25 protein-coding genes and 1 pseudogene are annotated in these 24,500 nt (G+C 56.5%); 2 read left to right on the forward strand and 24 right to left on the reverse strand.

Features of this window, described 5'->3' with window-relative positions; genetic code table 11:
* Window positions 1-31: 31 nt before the first annotated feature.
* The 13 genes from dapF to E0E20_RS09835 all read right to left on the reverse strand — a co-directional run bounded on the left by dapF (window position 32) and on the right by E0E20_RS09835 (window position 11,708).
* Window positions 32-943 (reverse strand): diaminopimelate epimerase, encoded by a 912-nt coding sequence (gene dapF, locus E0E20_RS09775; RefSeq protein ID WP_334295342.1) that lies wholly within the window; start codon window positions 941-943, stop codon window positions 32-34.
* A gap of 69 nt (window positions 944-1,012) precedes the next feature.
* Window positions 1,013-2,962 (reverse strand): NAD(+) synthase, encoded by a 1,950-nt coding sequence (locus E0E20_RS09780; RefSeq protein ID WP_130838024.1) that lies wholly within the window; start codon window positions 2,960-2,962, stop codon window positions 1,013-1,015.
* A 38-nt stretch (window positions 2,963-3,000) separates the two neighbouring features.
* Window positions 3,001-3,903, reverse strand: a complete 903-nt coding sequence (hslO, locus tag E0E20_RS09785; protein WP_130838025.1) for an Hsp33 family molecular chaperone HslO — start codon at window positions 3,901-3,903, stop codon at window positions 3,001-3,003.
* Window positions 3,904-4,005: 102 nt separating this feature from the next.
* Complete coding sequence (locus tag E0E20_RS09790; protein WP_165444058.1) at window positions 4,006-4,494, reverse strand: GNAT family N-acetyltransferase; 489 nt, start codon at window positions 4,492-4,494, stop codon at window positions 4,006-4,008.
* Between the two features lie 98 nt (window positions 4,495-4,592).
* Window positions 4,593-5,069 (reverse strand): COG2426 family protein, encoded by a 477-nt coding sequence (locus E0E20_RS09795; RefSeq protein ID WP_130838027.1) that lies wholly within the window; start codon window positions 5,067-5,069, stop codon window positions 4,593-4,595.
* Window positions 5,070-5,175: 106 nt separating this feature from the next.
* On the reverse strand, window positions 5,176-6,255 hold the full coding sequence (locus tag E0E20_RS09800) for a pyridoxal phosphate-dependent aminotransferase (protein WP_130838028.1): 1,080 nt from the start codon (window positions 6,253-6,255) through the stop codon (window positions 5,176-5,178).
* 46 nt (window positions 6,256-6,301) lie between these two features.
* The gene (locus E0E20_RS09805; protein WP_130838029.1) at window positions 6,302-7,024 is read right to left on the reverse strand and encodes an amino acid ABC transporter ATP-binding protein; all 723 of its coding nucleotides are present in this window, start codon (window positions 7,022-7,024) and stop codon (window positions 6,302-6,304) included.
* Complete coding sequence (locus E0E20_RS09810; RefSeq protein WP_130838030.1) at window positions 7,011-7,712, reverse strand: amino acid ABC transporter permease; 702 nt, start codon at window positions 7,710-7,712, stop codon at window positions 7,011-7,013. Before E0E20_RS09810 ends, E0E20_RS09805 begins: the two co-directional genes overlap by 14 nt.
* Before the next feature lie 149 nt (window positions 7,713-7,861).
* A complete protein-coding gene (locus E0E20_RS09815; RefSeq protein WP_130838031.1) occupies window positions 7,862-8,701 on the reverse strand; it encodes a transporter substrate-binding domain-containing protein in 840 nt (279 codons plus the stop codon).
* Between the two features lie 203 nt (window positions 8,702-8,904).
* Window positions 8,905-9,741, reverse strand: coding sequence for a CPBP family intramembrane glutamic endopeptidase (locus E0E20_RS09820; protein WP_130838087.1), 837 nt, complete (start codon window positions 9,739-9,741; stop codon window positions 8,905-8,907).
* Between the two features lie 17 nt (window positions 9,742-9,758).
* Window positions 9,759-10,616 (reverse strand): TlpA family protein disulfide reductase, encoded by an 858-nt coding sequence (locus tag E0E20_RS09825; protein ID WP_130838032.1) that lies wholly within the window; start codon window positions 10,614-10,616, stop codon window positions 9,759-9,761.
* Between the two features lie 17 nt (window positions 10,617-10,633).
* A complete protein-coding gene (locus tag E0E20_RS09830; RefSeq protein ID WP_130838033.1) occupies window positions 10,634-11,524 on the reverse strand; it encodes a 4Fe-4S binding protein in 891 nt (296 codons plus the stop codon).
* A gap of 19 nt (window positions 11,525-11,543) precedes the next feature.
* Entirely contained in the window at window positions 11,544-11,708 is a 165-nt protein-coding gene (locus tag E0E20_RS09835) for a CD1871A family CXXC motif-containing protein (RefSeq protein WP_130838034.1), read from the reverse strand.
* 203 nt (window positions 11,709-11,911) lie between these two features.
* Here E0E20_RS09835 and E0E20_RS09840 point away from each other — a divergent pair, with 203 nt between their 5' ends.
* Both E0E20_RS09840 and E0E20_RS09845 read left to right on the forward strand, forming a co-directional pair.
* Window positions 11,912-12,592, forward strand: coding sequence for a response regulator transcription factor (locus E0E20_RS09840; RefSeq protein WP_130838035.1), 681 nt, complete (start codon window positions 11,912-11,914; stop codon window positions 12,590-12,592).
* Entirely contained in the window at window positions 12,585-13,757 is a 1,173-nt protein-coding gene (locus tag E0E20_RS09845; protein ID WP_130838036.1) for a sensor histidine kinase, read from the forward strand. The genes E0E20_RS09840 and E0E20_RS09845 overlap by 8 nt, the downstream gene beginning before the upstream one ends.
* Window positions 13,758-13,786: 29 nt before the next feature.
* Here the strand turns inward: E0E20_RS09845 and prfB are convergent, their stop codons facing one another.
* The 11 genes and pseudogenes from prfB to E0E20_RS09900 all read right to left on the reverse strand — a co-directional run bounded on the left by prfB (window position 13,787) and on the right by E0E20_RS09900 (window position 24,410).
* Window positions 13,787-14,905, reverse strand: a complete 1,119-nt coding sequence (prfB, locus tag E0E20_RS09850) for a peptide chain release factor 2 (RefSeq protein ID WP_130838037.1) — start codon at window positions 14,903-14,905, stop codon at window positions 13,787-13,789.
* 44 nt (window positions 14,906-14,949) lie between these two features.
* Complete coding sequence (secA, locus tag E0E20_RS09855) at window positions 14,950-17,529, reverse strand: preprotein translocase subunit SecA (RefSeq protein WP_130838038.1); 2,580 nt, start codon at window positions 17,527-17,529, stop codon at window positions 14,950-14,952.
* Window positions 17,530-17,577: 48 nt separating this feature from the next.
* Complete coding sequence (buk, locus tag E0E20_RS09860) at window positions 17,578-18,645, reverse strand: butyrate kinase (RefSeq protein WP_130838039.1); 1,068 nt, start codon at window positions 18,643-18,645, stop codon at window positions 17,578-17,580.
* Between the two features lie 47 nt (window positions 18,646-18,692).
* Window positions 18,693-19,625, reverse strand: a complete 933-nt coding sequence (locus tag E0E20_RS09865; RefSeq protein ID WP_130838040.1) for a phosphate acyltransferase — start codon at window positions 19,623-19,625, stop codon at window positions 18,693-18,695.
* Window positions 19,626-19,886: 261 nt separating this feature from the next.
* Window positions 19,887-21,788 (reverse strand): beta-N-acetylhexosaminidase, encoded by a 1,902-nt coding sequence (locus E0E20_RS09870; protein ID WP_130838041.1) that lies wholly within the window; start codon window positions 21,786-21,788, stop codon window positions 19,887-19,889.
* Window positions 21,766-22,035 (reverse strand): glycoside hydrolase family 38 C-terminal domain-containing protein, encoded by a 270-nt coding sequence (locus tag E0E20_RS14780; protein ID WP_165444059.1) that lies wholly within the window; start codon window positions 22,033-22,035, stop codon window positions 21,766-21,768. The genes E0E20_RS09870 and E0E20_RS14780 overlap by 23 nt, the downstream gene beginning before the upstream one ends.
* Window positions 21,992-22,407, reverse strand: a pseudogene (locus E0E20_RS09880) (glycoside hydrolase family 125 protein). Before E0E20_RS09880 ends, E0E20_RS14780 begins: the two are co-directional and overlap by 44 nt.
* Before the next feature lie 15 nt (window positions 22,408-22,422).
* Complete coding sequence (locus E0E20_RS09885; RefSeq protein WP_165444061.1) at window positions 22,423-22,722, reverse strand: hypothetical protein; 300 nt, start codon at window positions 22,720-22,722, stop codon at window positions 22,423-22,425.
* 33 nt (window positions 22,723-22,755) lie between these two features.
* Complete coding sequence (locus E0E20_RS09890) at window positions 22,756-23,397, reverse strand: phosphoribosyltransferase (RefSeq protein WP_130838045.1); 642 nt, start codon at window positions 23,395-23,397, stop codon at window positions 22,756-22,758.
* A gap of 354 nt (window positions 23,398-23,751) precedes the next feature.
* Entirely contained in the window at window positions 23,752-24,063 is a 312-nt protein-coding gene (locus tag E0E20_RS09895) for a hypothetical protein (RefSeq protein WP_130838046.1), read from the reverse strand.
* Complete coding sequence (locus tag E0E20_RS09900; protein ID WP_130838047.1) at window positions 24,036-24,410, reverse strand: GntR family transcriptional regulator; 375 nt, start codon at window positions 24,408-24,410, stop codon at window positions 24,036-24,038. The genes E0E20_RS09895 and E0E20_RS09900 overlap by 28 nt, the downstream gene beginning before the upstream one ends.
* Window positions 24,411-24,500: the final 90 nt, after the last annotated feature.

The following is a 24,500-nucleotide window of genomic DNA, read 5'->3' on the forward strand; positions in this document are numbered from 1 at the left end:
TTTTTGACGCGCTTCTTCTCCCTTTCCGCTCTTAGCGGAAATTCTCCGTCTCGAGCGTACCCTCGAATACCGTCCGTACCGGACCCGTCATGAAAACCTCATCCGCTTCCCTGTCCCACTCGATGAAAAGCTCTCCGCCGGGCACACGCACATGAACCCGGTTCCCAGTCACGCCGTTCAGGGCCCCTGCCACCGCCGCCGCACAGCACCCGGTCCCGCAGGCCAGCGTCTCACCGCTTCCCCGCTCCCAGACGCGGAGCTCCACATGGCTCTCATCCACCGGGCGCACAAATTCCGTATTCGTTTTGTTCGGGAAATGCGGGTCGGATTCAAAGGCCGGCCCTATCCTCATGATATCAAAATCCGCAAGGGAGACATCCTCTGGGAGAAATACGACCGCGTGCGGATTTCCCATGGAGACGCAGGTGATCTCATAACTTTCTCCGAGAACCATAATCGGCTCCGCAATCACGAACACCTTCCCTCCCGTTCCCGCGCCCCCCGGCTCGCTCCCCAAAAGCTCCGCAGCCGGCAGAATCACCGGAATCCTCTCCGGCGCAAGCACCGGCGCTCCCATATTGACGCGTACGGAGCGGGCGCGGCCGTCCTCCCCCGGGAACACCTGCACCGGATGCTTTTGTCCCGCGCTCTCCACCTCAAATTCCACGCCGGCCGCTATGCCGCGGTCATAGAGATAGGCGGCGACACAGCGCATCCCGTTCCCGCACATCTCGCCCCGGGAGCCGTCCATATTGTACATCTCCATCTCGAACGGCGCGGTCATGCCGGGATTGATGAAAATGACGCCGTCGCCGCCGACACCGAAATGACGGTCGGCGATCCTGCTCACCAGCTCCGGCTTCTCCTCCTGCGGGAGCTTCTCCGCAAAGCCGTTCACATAGACATAATCGTTCCCGCAGCCTTCCATCTTCGTAAAATGCAGCAGCATCCGTTCCTTTCCGTCCGCCGGAATCCGCGGACACCGATCCTCACTTTCAGACAAGCTCCATCCTTACCGCAGAGCGTCCAGTTCCCGGATCCAGAGCTGTACGCTCGCATCGGAGGGCATGCGCCAGTCCCCGCGGGGAGACAGGGCAACCGATCCGACTTTCGGCCCGTCCGGCACGCAGGAGCGCTTGAACTGCTGCGTGAAGAAACGCCAATAGAACTTTCGCAGCCAGAAAAGTATCGCCTCTTTGTCGTAGTCGTCCGAAAACGCGGCCTGCGCGAGGCGAAGTATCTTTGCCGGCGCACTCCCCCAGCGGAGCATATGATAGAGGAAGAAATCGTGCAGCTCGTAGGGGCCGACGATCTCCTCCGTCTTCTGCGCAATCGCGCCGTCCTCCGACGGAGGAAGAAGCTCCGGCGAAACAGGCGTATCAAGGACGTCGAGAAGAATGTCCCGGAGCGCGCCGTCCTCCGCCGTATCCGCGCAGTAGCGGACAAGATGGCGCACCAGCGTCTTCGGCACACCCGCGTTGACCGCATACATGGACATATGATCTCCATTGTAGGTCGCCCAGCCCAGTGCGAGCTCAGACATGTCGCCCGTCCCGATGACAAGACCGTTCACCTGATTGGCAAAATCCATCAGGATCTGTGTCCGCTCACGCGCCTGACTGTTCTCGTAGGTGACGTCGCGCACCGCCGGATCGTGCCCGATATCGCGGAAATGGAGGCTCACGGCCTCGCGAATATTGATCTCTTTCAGCGTGGCTCCCAGCGCCCGCGCCATGTCACAGGCATTCCGGCAAGTCCTGTCGGTCGTTCCAAAGCAGGGAAGCGTCACCGCCAGAATATTCTCGCGTCCGATGGCAAGCATATCAAAGGCCCGGGCCGTCACCAGCAGCGCCAGCGTGGAATCGAGGCCGCCCGAAACGCCGAGTACCGCAGCTTTCGTCCCCACATGCCCGCAGCGCTTCGCAAGTCCGCGCGACTGAATCGCAAAAATCTCCTCGCAGCGGCTTTTCCGCTGCGCCTCGTCAGACGGCACAAAGGGGTGCGGATCAAAGCGGCGCTCCAGCGGCGTGCGGGCGCTCTCCATATGCACCGGAATGTGCAGATACTCCGGCTCTCCGCAGAGGGCCGCCCCCCTCTCCGGAAGGCCGAACGAATTCATTCTCTGCCGCTCATGCACAAGCCTCGCAATATCAAGATCCGCATAGCAGACGTTTGCGTCAAACAGCGGAGATTCCGCGAGTATCGTCCCGTTTTCCGCGATGATGTTCTGGCTGCCGAACACAAGATCGGTGGAGGACTCGTCGTCCCCCGCATTGGCATAAATATACGCACAGATGCTCTTTGCACTCGTCGCGGAAATCAGAAGCCTCCTGTACTGCCCCTTGCCGACCGCCTCGTCGGAGGCCGACAGATTGACTACTACGGTCGATCCCGCCAGCGCATGCTCCGCACCGGGCGAGACCGTGGTCCACGCGTCCTCACAGATCTCTACTGATACACAAAGTCCCTCTACCGCGTCCAGATCCAGAAGTATCCTGCTGCCAAAGGGCAGCTCCACGGGCTCCCCTTTTCCGCGGAAGAGGAACGGCTCCGCCGTAAGGTTCCCCGGCGCAAAGTGCCGCAGCTCGTAAAATTCAGAATAATTCGGAAGAAAACGCTTCGGAATAAAGGCGAGGATGCGCCCGTCCTGCACAGCCGCCGCTGTGTTATAAAGCTTTCCGTTTCGGCGCAGAGGCAGGCCCACAAAGCTGAGCGCATCCGTCCCCCGTGTATGCTCCGCATAGGCCTCAAGCTGTTCGGCCGCTCCGCGGAGCAGGAGCTCCTGCCCGAACAGATCCCCGCAGGTGTACCCTGTAACCGCAAGCTCCGGAAATACGATCAGCCTCGCACCGTGCGACACCGCCTCGTCATAACACTGCATGAGCTCCGACACATTATATTCCGGATCCGCCACACGGAGCTTCGGAGTGATCGCTGCTGCCTTAATAAAACCGTCTTTCATACTAATTCTCCATGCCGACTTTTTATGCTGATTTGTCCTTATCGTGATCCGTTCAGGAGCTCCCTCAGCTCACCCGGAGAAAATGTATAGCTCCGGCTGCAGAACTGGCAGTTCAGTTCGGTGTCCTTTCCTCCCGCAATCATCTCCTCCAGATCACTGCGCCCGATGCTCATGAGAACCCCCGCCACACGCTCCCGGCTGCACCCGCAGTGATACTGCACCGGCATGCTCTTCGTGACTTGTACCGGAAAACCGGCCAGCGCCTGCTCCAGAAACTGCTCCGGCGCATCGCCCGCCTCAAGAAGCATCGTCACATGCGCAAGACGCCCGACGTTCTCCTCGATCCGGCTGATGAGGCTGTCATCCGCGAACGGCATAAGCTGGATCAGAAAGCCGCCGGCCTGCCGCACCGTGCCGTCCGTATCCACCAGCACGCCGAGGCTCACTGCGGAGGGAATCTGCTCGGAGGAGACGTAATACCAGGCCAGATCCTCGGCGATCTCACCGCTGAGAAGCTGCACCGTCCCGGAATAGGGCTCTTTCAGCCCCATGTCCCGGATCACCGTAAGAGAGCCGCGGCCGACAGCGCCTCCTACATCCAGATGTCCGCTCCCGTTCGGCGGCAGAACCACATCTGGATTGTCCGCATAGCCCTTGACATTGCCATTTCCGTCCGCCGTGACCGTGAGACCGCGCATCGGTCCGTCCCCACAGATCCGGAGAGTCAGAAGATCTCCGTCCGACTTCATCATACTCCCCATCATCAGCGCGCCGCACAGAAGCCTCCCCAGCGCCGCCGTACAGACCGGCGCCGTATTGTGGATACGCCGCGCCTCCTCGGCAAGCTGCCTTGCGGTGACGGCAAACGCGCGGATCTGCGGCTCGCCCTGCGCATTCGGCGCCGCGGTCGCCTGCACCAGATAATCTCTGTATTCTTTCATCAACTCTCCTGTTCTTTAAAAGCACCGCCGTTCCCTCCTCCCGGTTCCCGCGGCAACGGCAAAGCCCGGGAGCCGCATCCGCGACCTCCCGGGCCTATTGTATCACACCGCTTCGATCCGGTCGCGGAATATGCTGTGCTCCGGACCGCCGCCATCAATAAATTCCGCTCCGAGGAACTTTCTGTAAAACGGCGCCGCGTCGTCCACCCAGCCGATGACCGCATAGACATAGCCCTGCTCGCGCATAGCGCGGAGCGTGCGGACGAGAAGCGCTGCGCCGACGCCCTTTCCCCGCTCCTCTCCGGCAACGCCGATCGGGCCGAAGAAATCCGGCGCTGTCGCGTCATAGCAGGCAAAACCGATCACCTGCCTGTTTCGAATCGCAATATAGCAGCCGGAGGGCTGATGAAGCAGCGCGGCCTCACATTCGCCGAGCCATCCCTCCCCGAAATTTTCCCGCACAAAATCAAGAACCTTGCCTTTATCCAGCGCAAGAGCCCGCACGATGCGGACCCCCTCCGGCAGCGTTTCCGCCGGAAGCTCCATGAGACGCGTCAGCATATCGCCGGAGCGGCGTCCGTTTTCTTCCATAACTATCCTCCTATCATTACACCTTGTGTCATACGCCCACCGTTTTCCCGCACCGGAGCACCGTGTACAGAAGCGTTCTGCGTCCATGCATGGCCTCGTCACTGCAGCACGTTGATTCCCACCGCGGACAGCATGCCGATGATGAGGCCTGCAAGAAGCACGCCGCCCATGACGGCCCGCACGCTCTTCTTGAAATCCATATCGAGGAAAGAAGCCGCCAGCGTCCCCGTCCACGCGCCTGTTCCGGGGAGGGGAATCCCCACAAAGAGGAGCAGCGCCCAGTAGAGACCATGTCCGGCGGAGGCCCTGAGCTTTTCCCCGCCGCGGTGCCCCTTTTTCAGACACCAACTGAAAAAGCAGCCGATCACCGGCTTATCCGCTCCCCATTCCAGCACCCTGCGGGCAAAGAAAAAAATAAACGGAACCGGCAGCATATTCCCGACAATCGCAAGGATATAAGCCTGCACCAAAGGAACCGGAGGATTGCAGGCCAGCGTTCCGTAGGGAATCGCTCCCCGGAGCTCAATCACCGGCACCATGGAAATCAAAAAGGTCAGAATATAACTTTTCAGCATAAAAATCCCCATGCCAAAGCATTTTGTGTAAGGCGCCCGCGATGCGGAGTGGCTCCGGCGGGCATAGGTATGCGTCGTGCAGGGCCCTCTTCACGCTGCCGTCCGGTCAGCACGCCTCCGGGTGCTCTACAATATCACGGAGCGCCCGCGCGACCTCGCGCATATCCCTGGACGTGCCGATGGTGATGCGCAGATAGTCCGAGATGCGCTCCTTGTTCCACCACCGGATCAATATTCCCCGTTCACGGAGCGCGCGGTACAGCTCCTCCCCGCGAAAATCCGGATGCCGGGCAAAGACAAAATTGCTCCGGGATCGGCAGAAGCGAAAGCCCAACCCGCTCAGTTCCTCCTCGAAGCGCTCGCGCGTCTCTGAAATACACCCGCAGATGCTCCGAAAATAATCGTCGTCCCGGACCGCCGCCGCACCGCAGAGAATCGACGGCAGGTTCATCGTATAGGAATTAAACGAACGCCTGACATCCCTGAGACATCGGATCAGCCTCTCATTTGCCATCGCGTAGCCGATGCGCATTCCCGCCATGGCACGCGACTTGGAAAAAGTCTGCACGACCATGAGATTATCATAACGATCAATCAGAGGCAGGGCACTCTCCGCGCCGAAATCGACATACGCCTCATCGATGATGACGACACTCCCCGGATTCGCCGCGGCGATTTCCTCAATGGCGGAAACCGGCAGCTCCACGCCTGTCGGCGCATTCGGATTCGGGAAAATAATACCGCCGTTTTCCCGGAAATAATCCTCCTTACGCAGGCAAAAGTTTTCATCAAGGGGAATCTGCTCATAGGGGATCCCATACAGCTCCGCCCAGACATCGTAAAAGGAATAGGTGATGTCCGGAAACAGCACGGGACGCCGCGAGCAGAAAAAGGTCAGAAAGCACATGGCAAGGACGTCATCCGAGCCGACCCCCACGTAGATTTCCTCCGGCCGCCGGTCGTATTTTTCCGCCAGTGCGCGGACAAGCGGTGCGGCATCCGTATCCGGATAGAGCCGCAGATCCGGCCAGCGGCCGTCCTCCGTCAGCTCCCGGAGCACCCGCTGCGCCTCCGGAGACGGCGGATAAGGATTTTCGTTCGTATTCAGCTTGATGATATTACGCTCTTTCGGCTGCTCTCCCGGAATGTAGGGTACCACCCGGCGCACATTTTCTTCCCACTTCATCGACAGCTCTCTCCGCAGAAAAACGGCCGCACGGACCGCACGGCATTTACAGCACCTTTGACAGGAAATCCCGGAGCCGTTCACACTGCGGGCTGTCAAAGAAAGCCTGCGGCGTATTCTCCTCCATGATCACACCCTCATCCATGAAGATCACTTTGCTGGCAGCCTCTCTGGCAAAGGCCATCTCATGCGTGACGCAGATCATCGTCATGCCGGACTCCGCGAGCTCCTTCATGACCTCGAGCACCTCGCCGACCATCTCGGGATCGAGGGCGGAGGTGGGCTCGTCGAACAGCATGACCTCCGGATTCATCGCAAGAGAGCGGACAATCGCGATGCGCTGCTTCTGTCCGCCGGAGAGCTGCGCCGGATAGGCGTCCGCCTTGTCCACAAGGTTCACCCGCCCGAGAAGCTGCAGCGCTTTCTCCTTCGCCTCCTCGCGGCTCATGATGCCCAGCTTGACCGGAGCCAGCGTGATGTTGTTCATAATGGTCAGATTGTTGAACAGGTTGAAATGCTGAAACACCATCCCCATCTTCCGGCGGATCCGGTTGATGTCCGTCTTCGGATCGGTGATTTCCTGTCCATCAATCCATATTTGTCCGCCGGTTGGCGTCTCCAGCAGATTGAGACAGCGCAGAAACGTGGATTTGCCCGAGCCGGACGGCCCGACGATGACGATTTTCTGCCCTTTTTCAATTCTATAATTGATGCCGCGGAGAACCTCATTATCCCCGAAGCTCTTTCTCAGCTCTTTAACGGTTATCACTCTTGCGCAGCCTCCTCTCAAGGATCCCGAGCAGAATCGTCAGGATTTTGATGATAACGAAATAAATGACCGCCGCACCGATGAGGGGCATGAATGCCTCGTACGTGCGGGTCGTGATCTGATTGGCCACGCGGGTAAGATCAGAGAGACCGACATAGCCCAAGATCGCCGTCTCCTTGATGAGCGTGATAAACTCATTCCCGATGGGCGGCAGTGCATTCTTGAATGCCTGGGGCAGCACAATGCAGCGAAGCGTCTGCCAGCTGGAGAGCCCCACGCTTCGTCCCGCCTCGGTCTGCCCGGCATCGACGGCCAGAATCCCTCCGCGGATGATCTCCGCCACATAGGCGCCCGAGTTGATTCCGAACGCGAGACTTGCGACCAGAACGCTGTTGGTGCTGCTCTTCATAATGACAAACCACATGATGAGAAGCTGCAGAACAGAGGGTGTCCCCCGGATCACATCAATGTAAATCTCCGCGATCCGTGAAAAAGCCGTCTCTTTTCCGCCGCGCGTTCTGGTAAGCTTCATCAGTGCAATCGCCGTCCCGATCACAACGCCGATGATTCCGGCGAATACCGCAACCTCCAGCGTCAGCCCGAGTCCTCTGAAATACAGCTTCCACCGGTCTCCAGTGATAAAAGCCGCTGTAAATTTCATCTGGACATCCGCCCACCATTGTGCCATGACTATCCTCCATGCCGAACCGCTCTTCCGCACGCTTCCCCTGCCGCGGAGCGCCGGCGCTTCTCATGATAACACGCCACGGGGATCGTCTTCAATTCCAAACGGTTCCCATGGCGTGTATGATGCCGGAACAAAATAACTGTTTTCCGTCAGTTTTCGCTGCTGTTGATATACTGCTCAACCAGAGCGTCATAGCTGCCGTCGCTCCTCAGCTCCGCCAGCGCCGCATTGACCGCCTCCGCCAGCGCCGCGTCGTCCTTGGGCATCGCGATGGCATACTGCTCTGCCTCAAAGCCGAAGTCCGCACCCGGAATCAGACGGATCTCGTCCGGATGATTTTTCACAAAAACCTCCGCCGGATTCTGGTCGATGATCACCGCCTCCAGCTTGCCGTTGATGAGATCATTCACCGCGTCGATCGCCTTGTTGTAGGTCTGCGCCGCGGCCCCCTCGATGCTGTCCTCAATCAGATAGTTTCCGGTGGTGCCGAGCTGACAGCCGATATTTTTCCCTTTCAGGTCTTCGATTGATGCGATAGAGGAACCCGCGGGAAGAATGACGTACTGCACCGCATCATAATACGGATCGGAGAACGTCACCATCGCCTTTCTCTCCTCCGTAACGGTCATTCCGGCAATCGCGACATCGATCTTGCTGCCGATGGAGGTCACAAGGGAATCAAACTCCATATCCCGCACTTCGACCTCGACGCCGAGTTTCTCGCCAATCGCCCGGATCAGCGCGATATCGAAGCCCTCCGGCTTTCCGTCGTCGCCCACATATTCAAAGGGAGGGAAAGCCGCATTGGTTCCCGCCGTGAGAACGCCGTCCGCAAGCGCTTCGCTCGCCTCCTCCGCAGAGCTCGCCTCCTCCACAGAGCTTGCGTCCGCCGCAAAGCTCGCGTCCGCCGGCGCCGCCGTTCCTCCGCAGCCGGCCAGCGCTGCCATCATCGCCGCCACCAAGACCAGTGCAGTTATTTTCTTTTTCATAATACTCCTCCGTTTCGAAGTTCTCTTTCCGCATGTCTGTTGACAGTGGATATTATATGCATTTGATTTGAATATTTCAAGTATAAATTTTATATTTATGCATAAATTCCATTTTTTATACAGCATTGATCCCCGCTCAGGGAGTGCGGACCAACACAAAAACAACGGTCCGAAACGAAAACTGTTTCAGACCGCCGTCCGGTTTACTTCCTGTCGCTTTCATCACCAACCGGAAGACTACCGCTCCCGCAGCTGCACGGACGCAGGCGAAAGATAACGACTCCCAGAGGAAGGATCATAATAAGAGAAAGAATATTGATGATTGCTCCTGCCGATGGAGGAACGCGGCCCTGTATCATAGCCAAAAAATTGTTTGCCATATGCACCAGTATCGGAAGAAGCAGGTTCTTTTTTTTCTCGTAAATGATACCGGCGACCACCCCCATAAAGGTGGCATAGACTACCTGAACCACATTCATATGATAGGCTCCGAACAATACAGAGGACAGCAGTATTGCCACCCAGGCAGGGCTGATCCGGCGTAAGGAGCGAAGAACAATCCCGCGAAACAGAATTTCCTCTATGAGAGGTGCCGCAATAACGGCAATCAGAATTTCGCCGATAATGGTTCCTCCGCCGATATTCTCATTTCCCCGGTTCATCGCGTCAATGCTTCTCTGAAAGCCGGGGATACGCTCCGCCAGCCTGATCCAGAGAAAGGAAACTCCCGATACGCCTGTTCCCGCTATCACGCTCATCGCCGAATTCTTAAAATCCGTCTGCTCCCTTCTCTCGCTCCCTTCCCCTTTCCAGATCAGTCTGTAAATGGCAAAAAATATAAGGAACAGCGCAATGGATATAAGGATTTCACCTAAATATGCAACTTTCATGAACTGCTTTTCCGGTATCCGCAGGACATACAGGAACAGCTTTTCAACAGAGTAATAGAGTAGATTCGACAGTATAAAATGTACTCCTATCGCGAGAACGGGAAGCGCTATATAGCGCTTCACATGCCGCCTGCCCGCACCGCTTTCCATCACATCTCACCTCCGGATCAGTCCTTCTGGCCAAGTTCCTGAATCTGTTTTTCAATTTCTTCAATTTTTTTAAGATCATCGTACAGAGTATTCCGTTCTTCCTCGGAAAAAGAATCCTTTATTCCTTCTATCTGTGACTTCAGAAACTCAACATAAGACGCATCCTCTCCCTGCACCGCCTTATCCTTTTCAACTTTGGCGAACAGCTTGTCCCAGACCTCCTTGTGCTCAGAGAAAATATTACTTTCCTCTTTCAGAAGCTCCATCGCTTTATCCGTTTCAGGATCCTCAGAGACAACGGAGGTTCCTGAAACATCCCCGCCCGCTTTCAATTCATCCACTATATTAAGAATCTTATCTATTCTTTCCTTACTCTCAATGCTTCCCAGAATAGGCTTTCCTACAATATTGCCCTGCTTATCTACTATAACGGTTGTCGGAAAGCTGAAAATTTCCCTGACGTAATCCTGGGCCTCCTGTCCGCCGTTAATATATATGTTTCTGTAGCTGACCCCCTGCTTTGAAAGGATGCCCCTTGCTTCCTCAAGAACTTCCCCTTGCTCTGTCACCTGTACATTCACGCCGATAAGCTCAGCTCCTCTTTCTCGAAGCTCGGCGTTCAGCTTTTCAAGCGCGGACATCTCATTCACGCAGGCAGCACAGCCGTTGAACCAGAAATTGAGAAGCGTCGCTTCATTTTTGGCAAACACGGATTCGTCGATATCATTCCCATCGAAATCTTTTCCCTGAAACGCAGGAAAAACCTCCTTTTTCTCTGCTCCGGCTGGCGAACCGTTCCCGGCTCCGCAGGCCACCAGTGAAACTGTCAGCATTGCTGCCGCAATGATAAGCATTATCTTTTTTACAGCGTTCATCTTACTTTTCCTCCTGATCATGACTTTTCGCAATTTGTTGTTTTTTTTGCTTCGGCGGTTTTCTCAAACCCCCAGCGCACACTGATTGCCTTCGTAGGACACACCTCTACGCACTCGCCGCAGCGAATGCACTCTGTGTGCGCGCTGTTTTTGGTAATATCCACGTCCATCCTGCAGGTTCTGCTGCATTTTCCGCAGGAGATGCACTTGTGCTGATCCACATGGTAGCTGAGAAGGGAAAATCTGTTAAACAATGCATAAAATGCGCCGAGCGGACATATCCATTTGCAGAACGGACGGTAAAAAAACACCGCAAGAATGATGACAGTCACCAGTATTCCGAGTTTCCAGGTAAAGAGAGCCCCGAGCGTTGCCCTGATGCCTCCATTAACGATGGAAAGCGGTATGCCGCCCTCCAATATCCCCTGCGGACAGATGTACTTACAAAAATAAGGCGAAGCGATTCCCGCTTTATTTGTAAGCAGGATCGGCAATGCGACAACCGCCGTCAGAAGAATTCCATATTTTATGTATGTCAGCCCCTTAAGCCTTTTTGTACTGAATTTTCTGGTCGGCAGCTTATGCAGCAAATCCTGAAACCATCCGAACGGACAGAGAAAGCCGCAGATAAATCTCCCGAACATGACACCGAAAAAAATCAGTATGCCTGTTACGTAGTACGAAAAATTGAATTTGGACGAACCGACCACAGCCTGAAAGGAACCGATGGGGCAGGCTCCCGTCGCCGCCGGACACGAATAGCAGTTGAGTCCGGGCACACACAGCCGTTTCACTTTCCCGTTGTACAAAACTCCTTTTAAAAAATTCGGGAGATGAATATTTGTTAAAAAAGCAGCAAATATTTGAACAGAATTCCTTTTTTTAAGGAATTTCCCTAATGAAACCATCTTCTCCTCCGCTCCCGCTTCATCCGATTCCCACGCATTCCAGACACAGGCGAATCGCCTTGCTGAACACCGTTTCCGCCTCGCCGCGATATGCGCCCACACACACAAACACGACTGAAGTGAGAATCAGTATCAGCTGTACCGCATATTTTGTCCGGATCGGACATTTTTTCGCAAAACCCATGTGTTATCCCTCCTTTGTTTTCTTCGCATCCGCAATATAGCAAATCCGATATAAAATCTTTGTTAAGATCAAAAACTTTTTGCCCTCCTCGGAAAAATCTTATTCCTGCTATAATGAATAAGCGGAAAGCTCCCTTGCATACGGCAGCTTCCGAAAATCGGATGAACATTCCTCAGACAGCAGAGAAGGAGAGTATATCAGCGATGAGAATATTGGTGGTTGAAGACGAAAAGACCCTTTGCGAGACAATCGCAAAGGGCCTGCGCCTCGACGGGTATGAGGTGGATACCTGCTTTGACGGAAAGACCGCCCGGGACACAATACTGTCAGAAAGCTATGATCTTATCATATTGGATCTGAATCTTCCGGAAATGGACGGCATGGAAGTGCTTCGGAATATCCGCGAGGAGGACGAAGAAACCGGCGTGCTTATCCTTTCCGCAAGGGGACAGCTGCAGGATAAAATTGACGGACTTGACAGCGGGGCGAACGATTATCTCTGTAAGCCGTTTCATTTTGAGGAGCTGGAGGCACGGGTGCGCAGCCTCACGCGAAGGCGCGTCATTCAGAACAATCTCATCCTCATGTGCGGAGAGCTTTCACTTGATACAAAAGCACGCACCATATTCGCGCGGGGAACAGAGCTGTCGCTGACGCGGAAGGAATTCGGGGTACTGGAGTATCTTATGCTCCATCAGGAGCGTCCGGTAAGTCAGGAGGAGCTTATACAGCATGTATGGGATGGAAGCGTCGACAGCTTCAGCAATTCCATCCGCGTCCATATTTCAGCACTCCGCAAAAAAATAAGAGCCGTCCTGGGCTATGATCCCGTTACGAACCGCATCGGACAGGGCTATGTGATAGGAGGGCGCCCGAATGAATAAAAGTCGTTCACTGCAATGGAGGCTCACGGCCGTAACTGCGTTCATGGTGATTGCGTCCTGCCTTGCCATCAGCTGTTTCATCAGCAGATCCGCCATCTTTTATATGGGCGAAATTAAGGATTCCGCGACGTCAATCTTCCCGAAAGAAAGCTTTTCCGAACGTTCATCCGACGTGATCGAGGTGTATATTGATCCCCAGTCCATGCTTTCCGAGATGATAAAAAACACGCAGGCGGAATTCTGGACAAAGAGCCTGCTTATCACGCTTATCATCACTTTGCTGAGCTGCTCCATGATGTACTTTATTATGGGATATGTTCTGCATCCGCTGCAGAAACTGAGCAAACAGATTGAAGATATTCAGGCCAGAAACCTGCAGCGCCTCGTCATTTCAGACAGCAGCTCCATTGAAATTGTACGTCTTACCAACAGCTTTAATGAAATGCTTAAAAGACTGAATAATACTTTTTCCGCACAGAGGCAATTTTCCGCCAATGCCGCGCACGAGCTCCGCACCCCTCTTGCAGTTATCCGGACCAGGCTTGAGGTGTTTGAAAAAAAACGCAGTCCTGTGCTCAGCGATTATCAGGAAACCGTTAATATGGTGAGAACGCAGACAGACCGTTTATCGCACGTAATTGATATCCTTCTGGAAATGACGGAGCTTCAGTCCGCAAAAAAAAGCGATCGCATCCTGCTTGCCGAGATGACAGAGGAGGTTGTCTGCGATTTAACGGCTGTCGGAGACAAAAAGGGAGTACGGATTATTCAGAAGCCCGGCGATGCGCAGATTACGGGCAATGACACCCTGATATACAGAGCAATTTATAATCTGATCGAAAACGCAATCAAATATAATCATCCGGGCGGAGAGGTCTCCATTGAAATTACAGAAAGTGGTGAATTTGCAAAAGTAATTGTTTCCGACACAGGTACGGGCATTGACAGAAGCGACTGGGAGCAGATATTCGACCCGTTTTTCAGAGCGGATAAATCAAGGAGCCGTGATATGGGAGGCGCGGGTCTGGGGCTCGCGCTTGTAAAAGAAATTTCACATCAGCATGGGGGCGACGTCCGGGTCGTTCGGAGTTCAGAGCATGGTACGCAAATTGAGCTGACGCTGCGTGCCGCCCCTCCGGCAATCACCGCAACCGCAGGGGTATGAGCTGCCGTCCGCCCGGTATTTTCCCTGTTTTACCTGTCTTTCCCCTGCTGGCTGACCATGCGGAGGTAGGAATTGATAAAAAGGTCCAAATCGCCGTTCAGCACGCCGTCCGTATTGCTGGTTTCGGCCTCCGTCCGCGTGTCCTTGACCATCTGATAGGGCTGCAGAACATAGGAGCGGATCTGGCTGCCCCACGCATTGTCTTTGACCTCGCCGCGGATTGCCGCGCGCTTCGCCTCCTCCTCCTCCAGCTTTTTCATGTAAAGCCTGGCTCTCAGCATCTCGAATGCCTTGTCCTTGTTCTGGAACTGGGAGCGCTCGTTCTGGCAGGTGACGACGATGCCCGTCGGGAAGTGCGTGATGCGGATCGCCGAGGAGGTTTTGTTGATGTGCTGTCCGCCCGCGCCGCTCGAGCGGTAGGTGTCGATGCGGATGTCGTCCGGATTGATCTCGATATCAATGCTCTTGTCGATCTCCGGCATAACCTCACAGGAAACAAACGAGGTCTGCCGCTTGCCCTGCGCGTTAAAGGGCGAGATCCGAACAAGGCGGTGCACGCCGTGCTCGGACTTGAGATAGCCGTAGGCATTGGTTCCGTTCATCTGAAAATCAACGTTCTTGATGCCGGCCTCATCCCCGTCCACCATGTTCAGTATTTCCATCGAAAAGCCGTGCTTATCGGCATACTTGGAATACATGCGGTAGAGCATCGCGCACCAGTCGCAGGCCTCTGTTCCGCCCGCGCCGGCATTCAGCGAAATGATCGCGTTGCAGTGATCGTACTCCCCGGTAAGCAGCGTAGAAAGCCGCAGCGTTTCCAGTCTTTCCTTGAAATCATCCAGCTCCGCCTGCACGTCGGGAATGATCGCCGGATCGCTGTCCTCGTTGCCCATGGCGATCAGATCCAGAATGTCGCCGTAGAGAGCCGACAGGCCGTCCGCCTCACCCACGGTTTTCTGCAGGTCCTTGAGCTGCTTCATTCTGGTATTGGCCCGTTCGGCATCCGACCAGAAGTCCGGAGATTCCGATTCTTTGGACAGCTCCTCGATCTGCTGCGCCTTGTGCTCGAGGTCGAGGGAAGCCCTCACCTCTTCCAGCGACTGCGCATACTGCTGCAGCTCAATTTTCATGGCGTCAAGCTCAACCATACATTTTCTCCATGCTTGTCTGTTTTTTACACAATCCTGTTTTTTTACACAATCCCGGCGCCCGCGCCGTGGCAGTTCTTGAACTTCTTTCCGCTGCCGCAGGGGCAGGGGTCATTCGGATATATCTTCTTCTGGGAGCGCATCTTCGGCGCTCTCACCGCGCTCTCGTCCTTGTTGGTGCCCGTGACCTTGGCAACCTGCTCGCGCTCCACCTTCTGCTCGATGCGGATGTGCATCAGAAGACGCACCGTGTCCTCACGGACGCTGGCGAGCATCCCGCTGAACATCTCGTAGCCGGCCATCTTGTACTCGACCAGCGGATCGCGCTGCCCGTAGGACTGGAGGCCGATGCCCTGACGGAGCTGCTCCATATCGTCGATGTGATCCATCCACTTCTGATCAATGACCTTGAGCAGGACGACGCGCTCGATCTCCCGGATCTGCTCCGGATTCGGGAACTCCGCCTCCTTGCTCTCATAAAAGCGGACAGCCTCCTCCTTGAGCTGCTGCTTCAGTCCGTTCTTCGTCCGGTCGCTGATCCGCTCCGGCGTGACGACCTGCAGGGGAATAATCGGAAGCAGGCGCTCATTGAGTCCCTTGAGATCCCAGTCGTCGCTGTTGCTGTTCTCTCCCACCGTATCGTCGACGGTCTCCTCGACGATGTCCGCAATCATCTTGTAGATCGAATCGCGCATGGATTCCCCGTCCAGTACCTTGCGGCGGTCATCGTAGATGATCTCACGCTGCTCGTTCATGACCTCGTCGTAATCCAGCAGATTCTTGCGGATCCCGAAGTTGTTCGTCTCGATCTTCTTCTGCGCGTTCTCGATGGCGCGGGACAGCGCCTTGTGTTGAATCTCCTGTCCCTCCGGTATTCCCAGCGCGTTGAACATGGCGATCATGCGGTCCGAGCCGAAAAGACGCATCAGATCGTCCTCCAGCGAGATATAGAACCTCGATTCGCCCGGGTCCCCCTGCCGCCCGGAACGGCCTCGGAGCTGATTATCGATGCGCCTCGATTCATGGCGCTCCGTGCCGATGATGCAGAGCCCGCCGGCAGCGCGCGCCTCCTCATCAAGCTTGATGTCGGTTCCGCGTCCCGCCATGTTGGTCGCGATTGTGACCGCGCCGTGCTGTCCGGCATCCGCGACGATCCCCGCCTCCAGCTCATGGTACTTGGCGTTCAGAACGTTGTGAGGGATGCCCTCCTTTTTCAGCATCTTCGAGAGCGTCTCGGAGGCCTCGATCGTGATGGTGCCGACAAGCACCGGCTGGCCGGCCTCATGGCGCTCTCTGACCGCGTCCACGACGGCTTTCAGCTTTTCCGCGCGGGTCTTATAGACCGAATCCTGATGGTCGATGCGAATCACGGGACGGTTCGTCGGAATCTCGACCACGTCCATGTTGTAGATCTCACGGAACTCGCGCTCCTCGGTGAGCGCCGTTCCGGTCATGCCGCACTTCTTTGTGAATTTATTGAAGAAATTCTGGAACGTGATGGTCGCGAGCGTCTTGCTCTCCTGCTTGACGCGTACATGCTCCTTGGCCTCGATCGCCTGATGCAGGCCGTCCGAAAAGCGTCTGCCCGGCATGACGCGCCCGGTAAACTCGTCGACGATCAGAACCTCGTCGTCCTTTACGATGTAATCGTGATCCCGGTGCATCAGGTTGTTGGCACGCAGCGCCAGCGTCATGCAGTGCTGAATCTCCAGATTCTCCGGATCCGCATAGTTTTCAAGATGGAAGAAGCGTTCGACCTTTTCCACGCCGTCCGCCGTCAGATTGACGATCTTGTCTTTTTCATTGACGATGAAGTCGCCGGTTTCTTCCCGTTCGATGCCCATGATGGCATCCATCTTGGAAAGATCCTCCATATCCTCGCCGCGGGTAAGCTGTCTGGCGAGAATGTCGCAGGCCTCGTAAATTTTTGTCGATTTTCCGCTCTGGCCGGAAATGATGAGCGGCGTGCGGGCCTCGTCGATGAGGATGGAGTCGACCTCGTCGATGACGGCATAATGAAGCCCCCGCAGAACGAGCTGCTTCTTGTAGATCGCCATGTTATCGCGCAGATAATCAAAGCCCAGCTCATTGTTGGTGACATAGGTGATGTCGCAGTTATAGGCGGCTCTGCGCTCCTCCGGCGTCATGCTATTAAGCACCACGCCGCAGGACAGACCCATGAAGCGAAACGCCTCGCCCATCTGCTCCGAGTCGCGCTTCGCCAGATAATCGTTCACCGTGACGATGTGCGCACCCTTTCCGTCCAGCGCATTCAGATAGGCCGGAAGCGTCGCCACCAGCGTCTTGCCCTCACCGGTGCGCATTTCCGCAATGCGCCCCTGATGAAGAATCACGCCGCCGATCACCTGCACGCGAAACGGCTCCATGCCAAGAACGCGCCGGTCGCCCTCGCGGATGGCCGCAAATGCCTCCGGAAGCAGATCATCGAGCGTCTCGCCCTCCGCAAGACGCCGGCGAAATTCCTCCGTCTTGCCGCGAAGGGCCTCGTCCGAAAGCGCCTGCATGGCGTCCCGGAGAGCCTCCACCTTATCCACCAGCGGCATGATGCGTTTCAGCTCGTGCTCGCTGTGCGTACCAAAAATTTTATCGACAATTCTTGCCATAGACGACCTCATGCCGCTCCCGCGTCCGGAATGCGGCGGTGCTGCTTCTCAATATTCTTTCGCTGCTTCCTCGCCGTTCATGACGCGGAGAGCGCCCTGCGCCAGCGCAAGCAGCTCGTCCTCGCCGGCGTAGACGGTAATCGGCGCGATAAACGAAACTTTCTTCTCGATTTCCGCCGTGACATAGCTGTCATGCGCGATCCCGCCGGTCAGCACGATGCGGTCGACCCGGCCGCCCAGCACCGCCGCCATGGCGCCGATGTTCTTGCAGAGCTGATAGACAAAGGCATCGCGGACAAGAATCGCTTTCTCATCGCCGACCTCGCACATTTTGTCCACGTCTCTCGCGTCGTTCGTGCCGAGATAGGCGTTGAAGCCGCCGTTTCCGACGATTTTGCGCCGAACCTCCTGCTCCGTGAGGCCGCTCTCGAAGCAGAGCTTTACCAGAGCGCCTGACGGCAGACCGCCAGCTCTCTCCGGCGAAAACGCGCCGTCGCCGTCAAGTGCGTTGAACACATCCACGACCCGGCCTCTCTCATGCGCGCTGACCGAGACGCCGCCGCCCATGTGCGCCACGATTACATTGATGTCCGTGTACTTCACACCGGTCTCGCGGGCATAGCGCCGTGCCATCGCCTTGGCGTTCAGCGCGTGGAAAATAGAAACTCTCTCGATCTCCGGAACGCCGGAAATACGCGCAACCGGCGCCAGCTCATCCACGACGACGGGATCGACGATGTAGGACGGGACGCCGATCGTCTCCGCAATCTCCCGCGCGAGGAGGCCGCCGAGGTTCGAGGCATGCTCGCCCTGCACACCGGCCCGCAGATCCGCCGCAAGCTTATCGGTGACCGCATAGGTGCCGCCCTCGATGGGCTTCAGGAGACCGCCGCGGCCGACGACGACGTTCAGCGACGAGACGTCGATGCTATTCTCCCGCAGCGCCGTGAGAATGATGTCCCGGCGGAAGCTCATCTGATCGACGATGTGCTCAAACGCCGCGATCTCCTCGGTGCTGTGGCGCAGCGTCCGGTCAAACACCTGCGTTTCATCATCAAAAACACCGATCTTGGTTGACGTGGAACCCGGATTGATAATCAGACTTCTGATCGACATGGCAAAACTCCTTTTTCAATATAATATATGGATATAGCATCCGGCCGTCAGTCCCAGCCGGTCTCTTTCAGACGCTCGGCGACGACCGCCGCGACCGCGAGGGAATTGAGCTTTACCTCCACCGAATCGGAGCGCGAGGTCAGAACCACCGGGGCCTTGGTGCCCATGAGAATGTTTCCGTTCCGGACGCCCGGCGTCAGGTGGGTGATGGATTTGTACACAAGATTGCCCGCGTGGATATCCGGGAAGAGAAGGATATCCGCATCGCCGACAATACGGCGGTTCTCCGCGCCGGGCTTATGCGCTGCCGCGGTCGGATCGATCGCGAGATCAAGAGAGAGAGGGCCGTCCACAATGCAGTTTGCAATGCGGCCCTCGAGGTTCCACTTCGTGAGCTGATCCGCCTCGACCGTCACCGGCATCTTGGGATTCACCACCTCCACCGCGGCAAGGGGCGCAACCTTCGGTTCCTCAACGCCGCAGGCGGATGCCACGCGTACGCACATATTGATGATCTGCTCCTTATCCTCGAGCGTCGGATACGGCAGGAACGCCACATCCGAAAAGAAGAGCAGGCGATCGATTCCGGGGATCTCGAAGATACAGACATGCGAGAGCGTCTTGCCGGTCCGCAGTCCCACTTCCTTATTGAGGACGCTCTTTAAGAACATCGAGGTGGGAAGCTCGCCCTTCATGTACATCTCCGCACCGCCGTCATGCACCCTCTTGACCGCTTTCAGGGAGGCCTGCTCTACATCCTCCTCGTTTACAATCTCCATGCCCTCGATGGAAACGCCGCGATCCGCCGCGATCTCGCGAATCTCTCTCTCATTTCCGAACAGCACCGGATCCGCAATTCCCAGCTCCCGCGCTCTGGACGCCGCTTCCAGCACCCGGCCGTCCTGCGCCACCGCAACGGAGAGCTTCTTCATCGGAAGCGACTTGACTTTGGCGATGATTCCATCGAATGATGCACTCATGAAAATCCTCCTGAAATTTATAAACCCGTGAAATTTATGAACCTATAAAATTTATGAACCTGTGAACGCATTTACGAAGCTGCCAGCCCCGGGATGCGGCGTATAAAAGGGCACAGAAATCCCGCTGCGGCCATATCGGTTAGAATCATAGCATAATCCGGCGGAATCTTCCATCCCTGTCCTGCGTCTGCGCCGCCCGTTTACCTCTGCCGCCGGCAGGCATCCTTCTCTGCACAGTCATAGAGTTCCGGCATGATCGCATCATACGCCGCCAAAGGTCAGCCTCGACGCCGACGTCATGTCGGTCCAGCGATTGTAGCCGAGCTTCCCAAGAGGCTTATCTTTTCCACTATATCCATAAGGGAGCTGCGGCTCCTCAAGTTCCTCAATGGAGGTCAGCGTCCCGTCAAGATAGCTTTCCACGAGCCGAATGATGTCTGCAAGGCGCTGCCGGAGGCCTCCGATCCGTATGGTCTGCACCTCGAAGCCGAACGATCGGTTGTCCCGGTGCCACTGTGCCCGGAACAGATCATAGAAGCGGTCCAGCCGGACAAGAAGCTCCGGCAGCTCGCACCGCGACAGCGCCGCAAGCGCCTTCCGGTCCCCCGCAAGGTACGCGTCCCGGAGCCGGATCCCCAGATCCGCTTTCTTCTCCAGCACCCTGCACAGCGCCCCCGCCGTCTCAAACAGGAATGCGTATGGTCCTTCTTTCTGTACCGCAAGCGCCTCCAGCCGCGCCGCCGTCTGCCCGAATTCCTGCGCCGCCGCCTGATCGACGACAGAGTCAAAGGCCCCCTGAAGGGGATCCTGATAAAGAAGATATTTACTGCTGTTGCTGCAGCTTTCCTCGCTGCGGCTGCGGATATTCACATCGTCGAGCGCAAGGAATTCCTCCATGGAATAACCCCCGGAAAGGGTTCTGAACGCCTCCTCCGGCAGCCCGTCCCCGTAGGCGGCCGCAGCATCCGCAAAAAGTACGGGCAGCACGCTGAACATATCCGCCTCCGCGCCGTCGTCTCCCCAGCAGGTGAGCACGACATCCGGAATCCGATTGTCCCGGCAGGCCCGGATGGCCGCCGCGCCGCAGCGGATGCTGAACTGATTGTGCGGGGCAAAGCCGCTCCACTTCCACGCACCGCCGGCAAACGCGATCCGGTCCGTCAGCTTCTGGTGCAGACGGAGCTTGCGGTCGTAATTTTCATAATCCTTTGAATAATAATCCCAGTAGCACAGCGAAATCCCCTCGGGAATGCGAACCGCCTCCAGTCGTGCCGGATCCGACACATCATAGGCGCCGCCGGAGACGATTTTGAGGAACATATCGCTCCACATCTGCGGAATCAGCCCGTACTCGCGGCACAGTCCCAACACCATGTCAAGATGCTCCTGCATGACCTCCATCTGACCTCGGTAGCCGTGCTCCTGAAGATAACTGCCAAGACCCACCAGCTCGGCCTCGTCCATGCCGATGTTGACCCGGCGGGTGCTGTAATCCTCCGACACCTGACGGATGAGATGACGAAGAAGCCGTTCTGTCCTCTCCGCACCCGCTTTCAAAATATCGCCGGTGTCCACCGCCGGAAAATAGTCCTGATAGCGGACAATCTGATTGATGTGCGCAAGCGTCTGGATATAGGGGCGAAGCTCCAGTCCGAGGCTGGCCGCACAGGCATCGCATTCCCGGATCTCCTCCCGCGAAAAGGCCCCGCGCATATAGCCGAAATACGGCTCATCCTGCACTCGCAGCGTGTCCTCGGTGTAAAGTCCCACATAAGAATAGCCCAGAAGCGCGGCGATGCGGAGCATCTGCTTCACCGCCGATACGCGGGGCACCGCGTTCCGGGAGCAGTCCAGCATAATCCCGAAATCAGGAAAGGGACAGGCTCCGGAGACCCGTCTCAGCGCCCCGGTTCCGTCTCCCGCATTCGGCTCCTTAAGAAGCGCGTCCGCCATGAGCAGCGCCCGCCCCAACGTGCGAAGCTCATCGCAGCGGACTGTCACGCGGCCCGCATCGGGATCATAGACGGCCTCATAACCATGCGGTTCTGCCGTCTCTCCCAGCGCGATCACAAGCTCTGCACTTTTTCCACCCCGGAAAAAGCTCTCCAGCAGCTCTCTGGCCGCCGTCCTTGCCGCATTGTCACATTCCGTCAGTCGAAACATAGCGTCCTCCATTCTGAAACATTTTGCGCGAGCCGTACAAGAAACCAGCGCATCCGCATGGTTTTTCACACTGCTCCTTTCCATCCTCCGGGATCACCCGGAATGTTCTGACCTCAAGGGGCGCAGCGTCCCACGAGGTGTTGCCATGCATAGGACGGCGGATATAACCGAACTGAATCTCATAATCGGCCTCGCCGCTCTTTTCAGCGTTCCAACGATATTCCGCACAGCGCCAGCAGCATTTCACAGAATACGGAATTGGCCCATGAAAACCACGGCCGCGTGTACTGCGAGGGGTCGTCGGCGCAGACGCTCTCGTGCATCAGAAAGGTGCCCGCATTGCCCCGCCCCGGTAATAAAACGGGTTCCCGTCGCTCAGCATGAACTCTCTCGTGGCAAGATAGCCCGGATCATCCCGGCCGCAATAGCCGATATACGGCATGGACAGGAGGCTTGGCAGATTGGCGTCGTCACATACATTGTACTCCCCGAAGCCGTCCACCTCATAGGCATAAATTTTTTCTTTCATGCCGGGAAGAACGCCCCATGTCTCGATCGCCGCTCGAAGCGCAGGGGCAAAGCCGGACGCCTCGAGGCAGAGCTCCCCGTCGCGATACACCGCCTCCGCAATCCTTTACAAGCGCGCCGCGCCCTCCCCGGGAGAGCGATCCGTCCACGGACAGTCCGAGCGCTCAAAGCGGTAGGAAGACAGCTCCTCGTGGCGCTGTTCCGTGCGGAATACCCAAAGCACCGTCCGTACCGCCTCCGCCAGCGCTCCGTGAAATGCCCCGTCTCTCCGGTATTTCTCCAACCTGCCGCGGGATGCCCGGCAGAGCCTTTCTGATAATTTCCGCCATTCTCCAAAAACTAACAAAACCGCAAAAACCGTCTGCCCCTCATCGCAGAGAGGCAGGCGGTTCCTTACCGTCATCACGTATATGATATGTTCATCACCCTGCTGCCGGAGTCACCCCAACCTCGAGAAGCCGAAGCCGTTGCAGATGGCGTCGACCGCCTCTCCGCGGCGGCACAGATCGCAGCGGTCCGGCGCGTAGTTCCGGTAATCCGGGAGGTCCGCCGGGCCGAACAGCGCGTGGATGTCCATCCCGCCGATCCGGCTCGCTGCGGAGAAGATCGCTGAGATGCCGCTGACCCGCCCGCCGTAATAGCGGATGCCGTCGATTGCCCGTCCGAGGGTCGTCCCGGTGGTCGTCGAGGCGAGGAGGATCAGCACGTTCTTGTCGCGCACCATCATCTGCATATTCTCGCGGAAGATCATCTGCCCGGAGAGATCGTATTCCGGCGTCACGACATAGATGGTCTTATGCTGATTCATGGAAAGAACACCGGCTCGCGTCAGCTCCTCCGCAAGAAACGCGCCGATCACCTCGCAGCCGTCCATGCAGATGACAGAGTCCACAATGGTCGTCGCCACGTAGTCCTGTGCCAGCGCTTTCGCTGCGTTCTGCGCTTCGCTCAGACGCGCTTTCATCGTCGTCATATCAATATAGTAATTGATATGCGAGTTCGGCGTGACAAAGTGCCCCGGAATCACTTTCATGAAAACCTCCGGCGCTCTCTTACAGTTGATCTTCCTGTACCCCTGCATAAAGTCACCTCCTGCTTTTGTTATGCTGCAGCAAATTTCAGCGGGTCTCACAGTCGCAAAAACGGATGCCGGCATCCATTCCGTGACCATTTGTCCCTTGATTTATATTATAACATTTCCTGCTGTACTTTATGCCTTTTTTACTGTATACGTCCCCTGTCAAACGATGAAATGGACGCCATGCCGGCATGAGAGGACATTTCAGCATTTGACAGGACAACCGGTATGAGCCAAGCAGGACGACAACCCGGATTTCTCATACCTGTCAGCGCTGCGGGAGCTGCCGAAAGCAGAGAAGCAGCGCTGGGACTTATACCTATGGCGGCGCCGACGCAGCCGGCATGCGCGTTTACTTTAATCCTCCATGCCGAAGCGTTCCTTTGCGAGGCACGCGCTGTAAGCACCCTGCGCCGGCGCGCAGAGATGCAAGCCGCTTCGCGTCTCATGCCGTCCCACTACGTAACAGCACTTTTCGCTCACGGAGCAAATCAGCGCATCAGCGTGATTTTTCACATTATCCTCCATTGCCGCGTTCCCTGCGGCGCCCGAGAGAAAAATTCCGCGCAGGCGAATTCCCCTGCGATCAAAATTTCCTCTGGTGATCGAGAAGCTTCGAAAGCTCCGTATCAACGCGACTGTCAGGCTTCCTCCCAGATCGTGTCCCACATCGCAAGCAGCTCCTCCCTGTCAAGACCCGCCGAGGCCGCAAGCACCCGAATCTGCTCCATCTTCTCTTCGATGCTCCGCAGGCTGTTCTCCCGCACCAGCGCCTCGTTCCGCCTCGCGACATAGCAGCCCTTGCCCGCTATCTTATACAGAAAGCCCTCCTTTTCGAGCTCCTCATACGCCCGCTTAGTGGTTATGACGCTGATCCGCAGATCCTTTGCCAGATTCCGGATGGAGGGCAGCGGATCGTCCGTATCCAGTTCTCCGGCCATGATCTGGTTTTTCATCTGCGTACAGATCTGCTCATAAATCGGTATGCCGCTGTAATAGTCCAGTAATATTTCCATGACGTCCCCTTATCTATACTCAGTATATACAGTATAAACAGATGATGCAATCCCTGATTTATAAATATGTTTGCCGCAGACGGTGAATTG

This window comes from Lachnoclostridium sp. Marseille-P6806 (genome assembly GCF_900625025.1).
In the GTDB taxonomy this organism is placed as follows: domain Bacteria; phylum Bacillota; class Clostridia; order Lachnospirales; family Lachnospiraceae; genus CAG-791.

What these genes read in the sequence shown, in the direction of transcription:
- E0E20_RS09780 (WP_130838024.1), bottom strand. Translation starts at nt 2,962, where the DNA reads ATGAAAGACGGTTTTATTAAGGCAGCAGCGATCACTCCGAAGCTCCGT.
- hslO (WP_130838025.1), bottom strand. Translation starts at nt 3,903, where the DNA reads ATGAAAGAATACAGAGATTATCTGGTGCAGGCGACCGCGGCGCCGAAT.
- E0E20_RS09790 (WP_165444058.1), bottom strand. Translation starts at nt 4,494, where the DNA reads ATGGAAGAAAACGGACGCCGCTCCGGCGATATGCTGACGCGTCTCATG.
- E0E20_RS09795 (WP_130838027.1), bottom strand. Translation starts at nt 5,069, where the DNA reads ATGCTGAAAAGTTATATTCTGACCTTTTTGATTTCCATGGTGCCGGTG.
- E0E20_RS09800 (WP_130838028.1), bottom strand. Translation starts at nt 6,255, where the DNA reads ATGAAGTGGGAAGAAAATGTGCGCCGGGTGGTACCCTACATTCCGGGA.
- E0E20_RS09810 (WP_130838030.1), bottom strand. Translation starts at nt 7,712, where the DNA reads ATGGCACAATGGTGGGCGGATGTCCAGATGAAATTTACAGCGGCTTTT.
- E0E20_RS09815 (WP_130838031.1), bottom strand. Translation starts at nt 8,701, where the DNA reads ATGAAAAAGAAAATAACTGCACTGGTCTTGGTGGCGGCGATGATGGCA.
- E0E20_RS09820 (WP_130838087.1), bottom strand. Translation starts at nt 9,741, where the DNA reads ATGGAAAGCGGTGCGGGCAGGCGGCATGTGAAGCGCTATATAGCGCTT.
- E0E20_RS09825 (WP_130838032.1), bottom strand. Translation starts at nt 10,616, where the DNA reads ATGAACGCTGTAAAAAAGATAATGCTTATCATTGCGGCAGCAATGCTG.
- E0E20_RS09830 (WP_130838033.1), bottom strand. Translation starts at nt 11,524, where the DNA reads ATGGTTTCATTAGGGAAATTCCTTAAAAAAAGGAATTCTGTTCAAATA.
- E0E20_RS09835 (WP_130838034.1), bottom strand. Translation starts at nt 11,708, where the DNA reads ATGGGTTTTGCGAAAAAATGTCCGATCCGGACAAAATATGCGGTACAG.
- E0E20_RS09840 (WP_130838035.1), top strand. Translation starts at nt 11,912, where the DNA reads ATGAGAATATTGGTGGTTGAAGACGAAAAGACCCTTTGCGAGACAATC.
- E0E20_RS09845 (WP_130838036.1), top strand. Translation starts at nt 12,585, where the DNA reads ATGAATAAAAGTCGTTCACTGCAATGGAGGCTCACGGCCGTAACTGCG.
- prfB (WP_130838037.1), bottom strand. Translation starts at nt 14,905, where the DNA reads ATGGTTGAGCTTGACGCCATGAAAATTGAGCTGCAGCAGTATGCGCAG.
- secA (WP_130838038.1), bottom strand. Translation starts at nt 17,529, where the DNA reads ATGGCAAGAATTGTCGATAAAATTTTTGGTACGCACAGCGAGCACGAG.
- buk (WP_130838039.1), bottom strand. Translation starts at nt 18,645, where the DNA reads ATGTCGATCAGAAGTCTGATTATCAATCCGGGTTCCACGTCAACCAAG.
- E0E20_RS09865 (WP_130838040.1), bottom strand. Translation starts at nt 19,625, where the DNA reads ATGAGTGCATCATTCGATGGAATCATCGCCAAAGTCAAGTCGCTTCCG.
- E0E20_RS09870 (WP_130838041.1), bottom strand. Translation starts at nt 21,788, where the DNA reads ATGTTTCGACTGACGGAATGTGACAATGCGGCAAGGACGGCGGCCAGA.
- E0E20_RS09890 (WP_130838045.1), bottom strand. Translation starts at nt 23,397, where the DNA reads ATGCAGGGGTACAGGAAGATCAACTGTAAGAGAGCGCCGGAGGTTTTC.
- E0E20_RS09900 (WP_130838047.1), bottom strand. Translation starts at nt 24,410, where the DNA reads ATGGAAATATTACTGGACTATTACAGCGGCATACCGATTTATGAGCAG.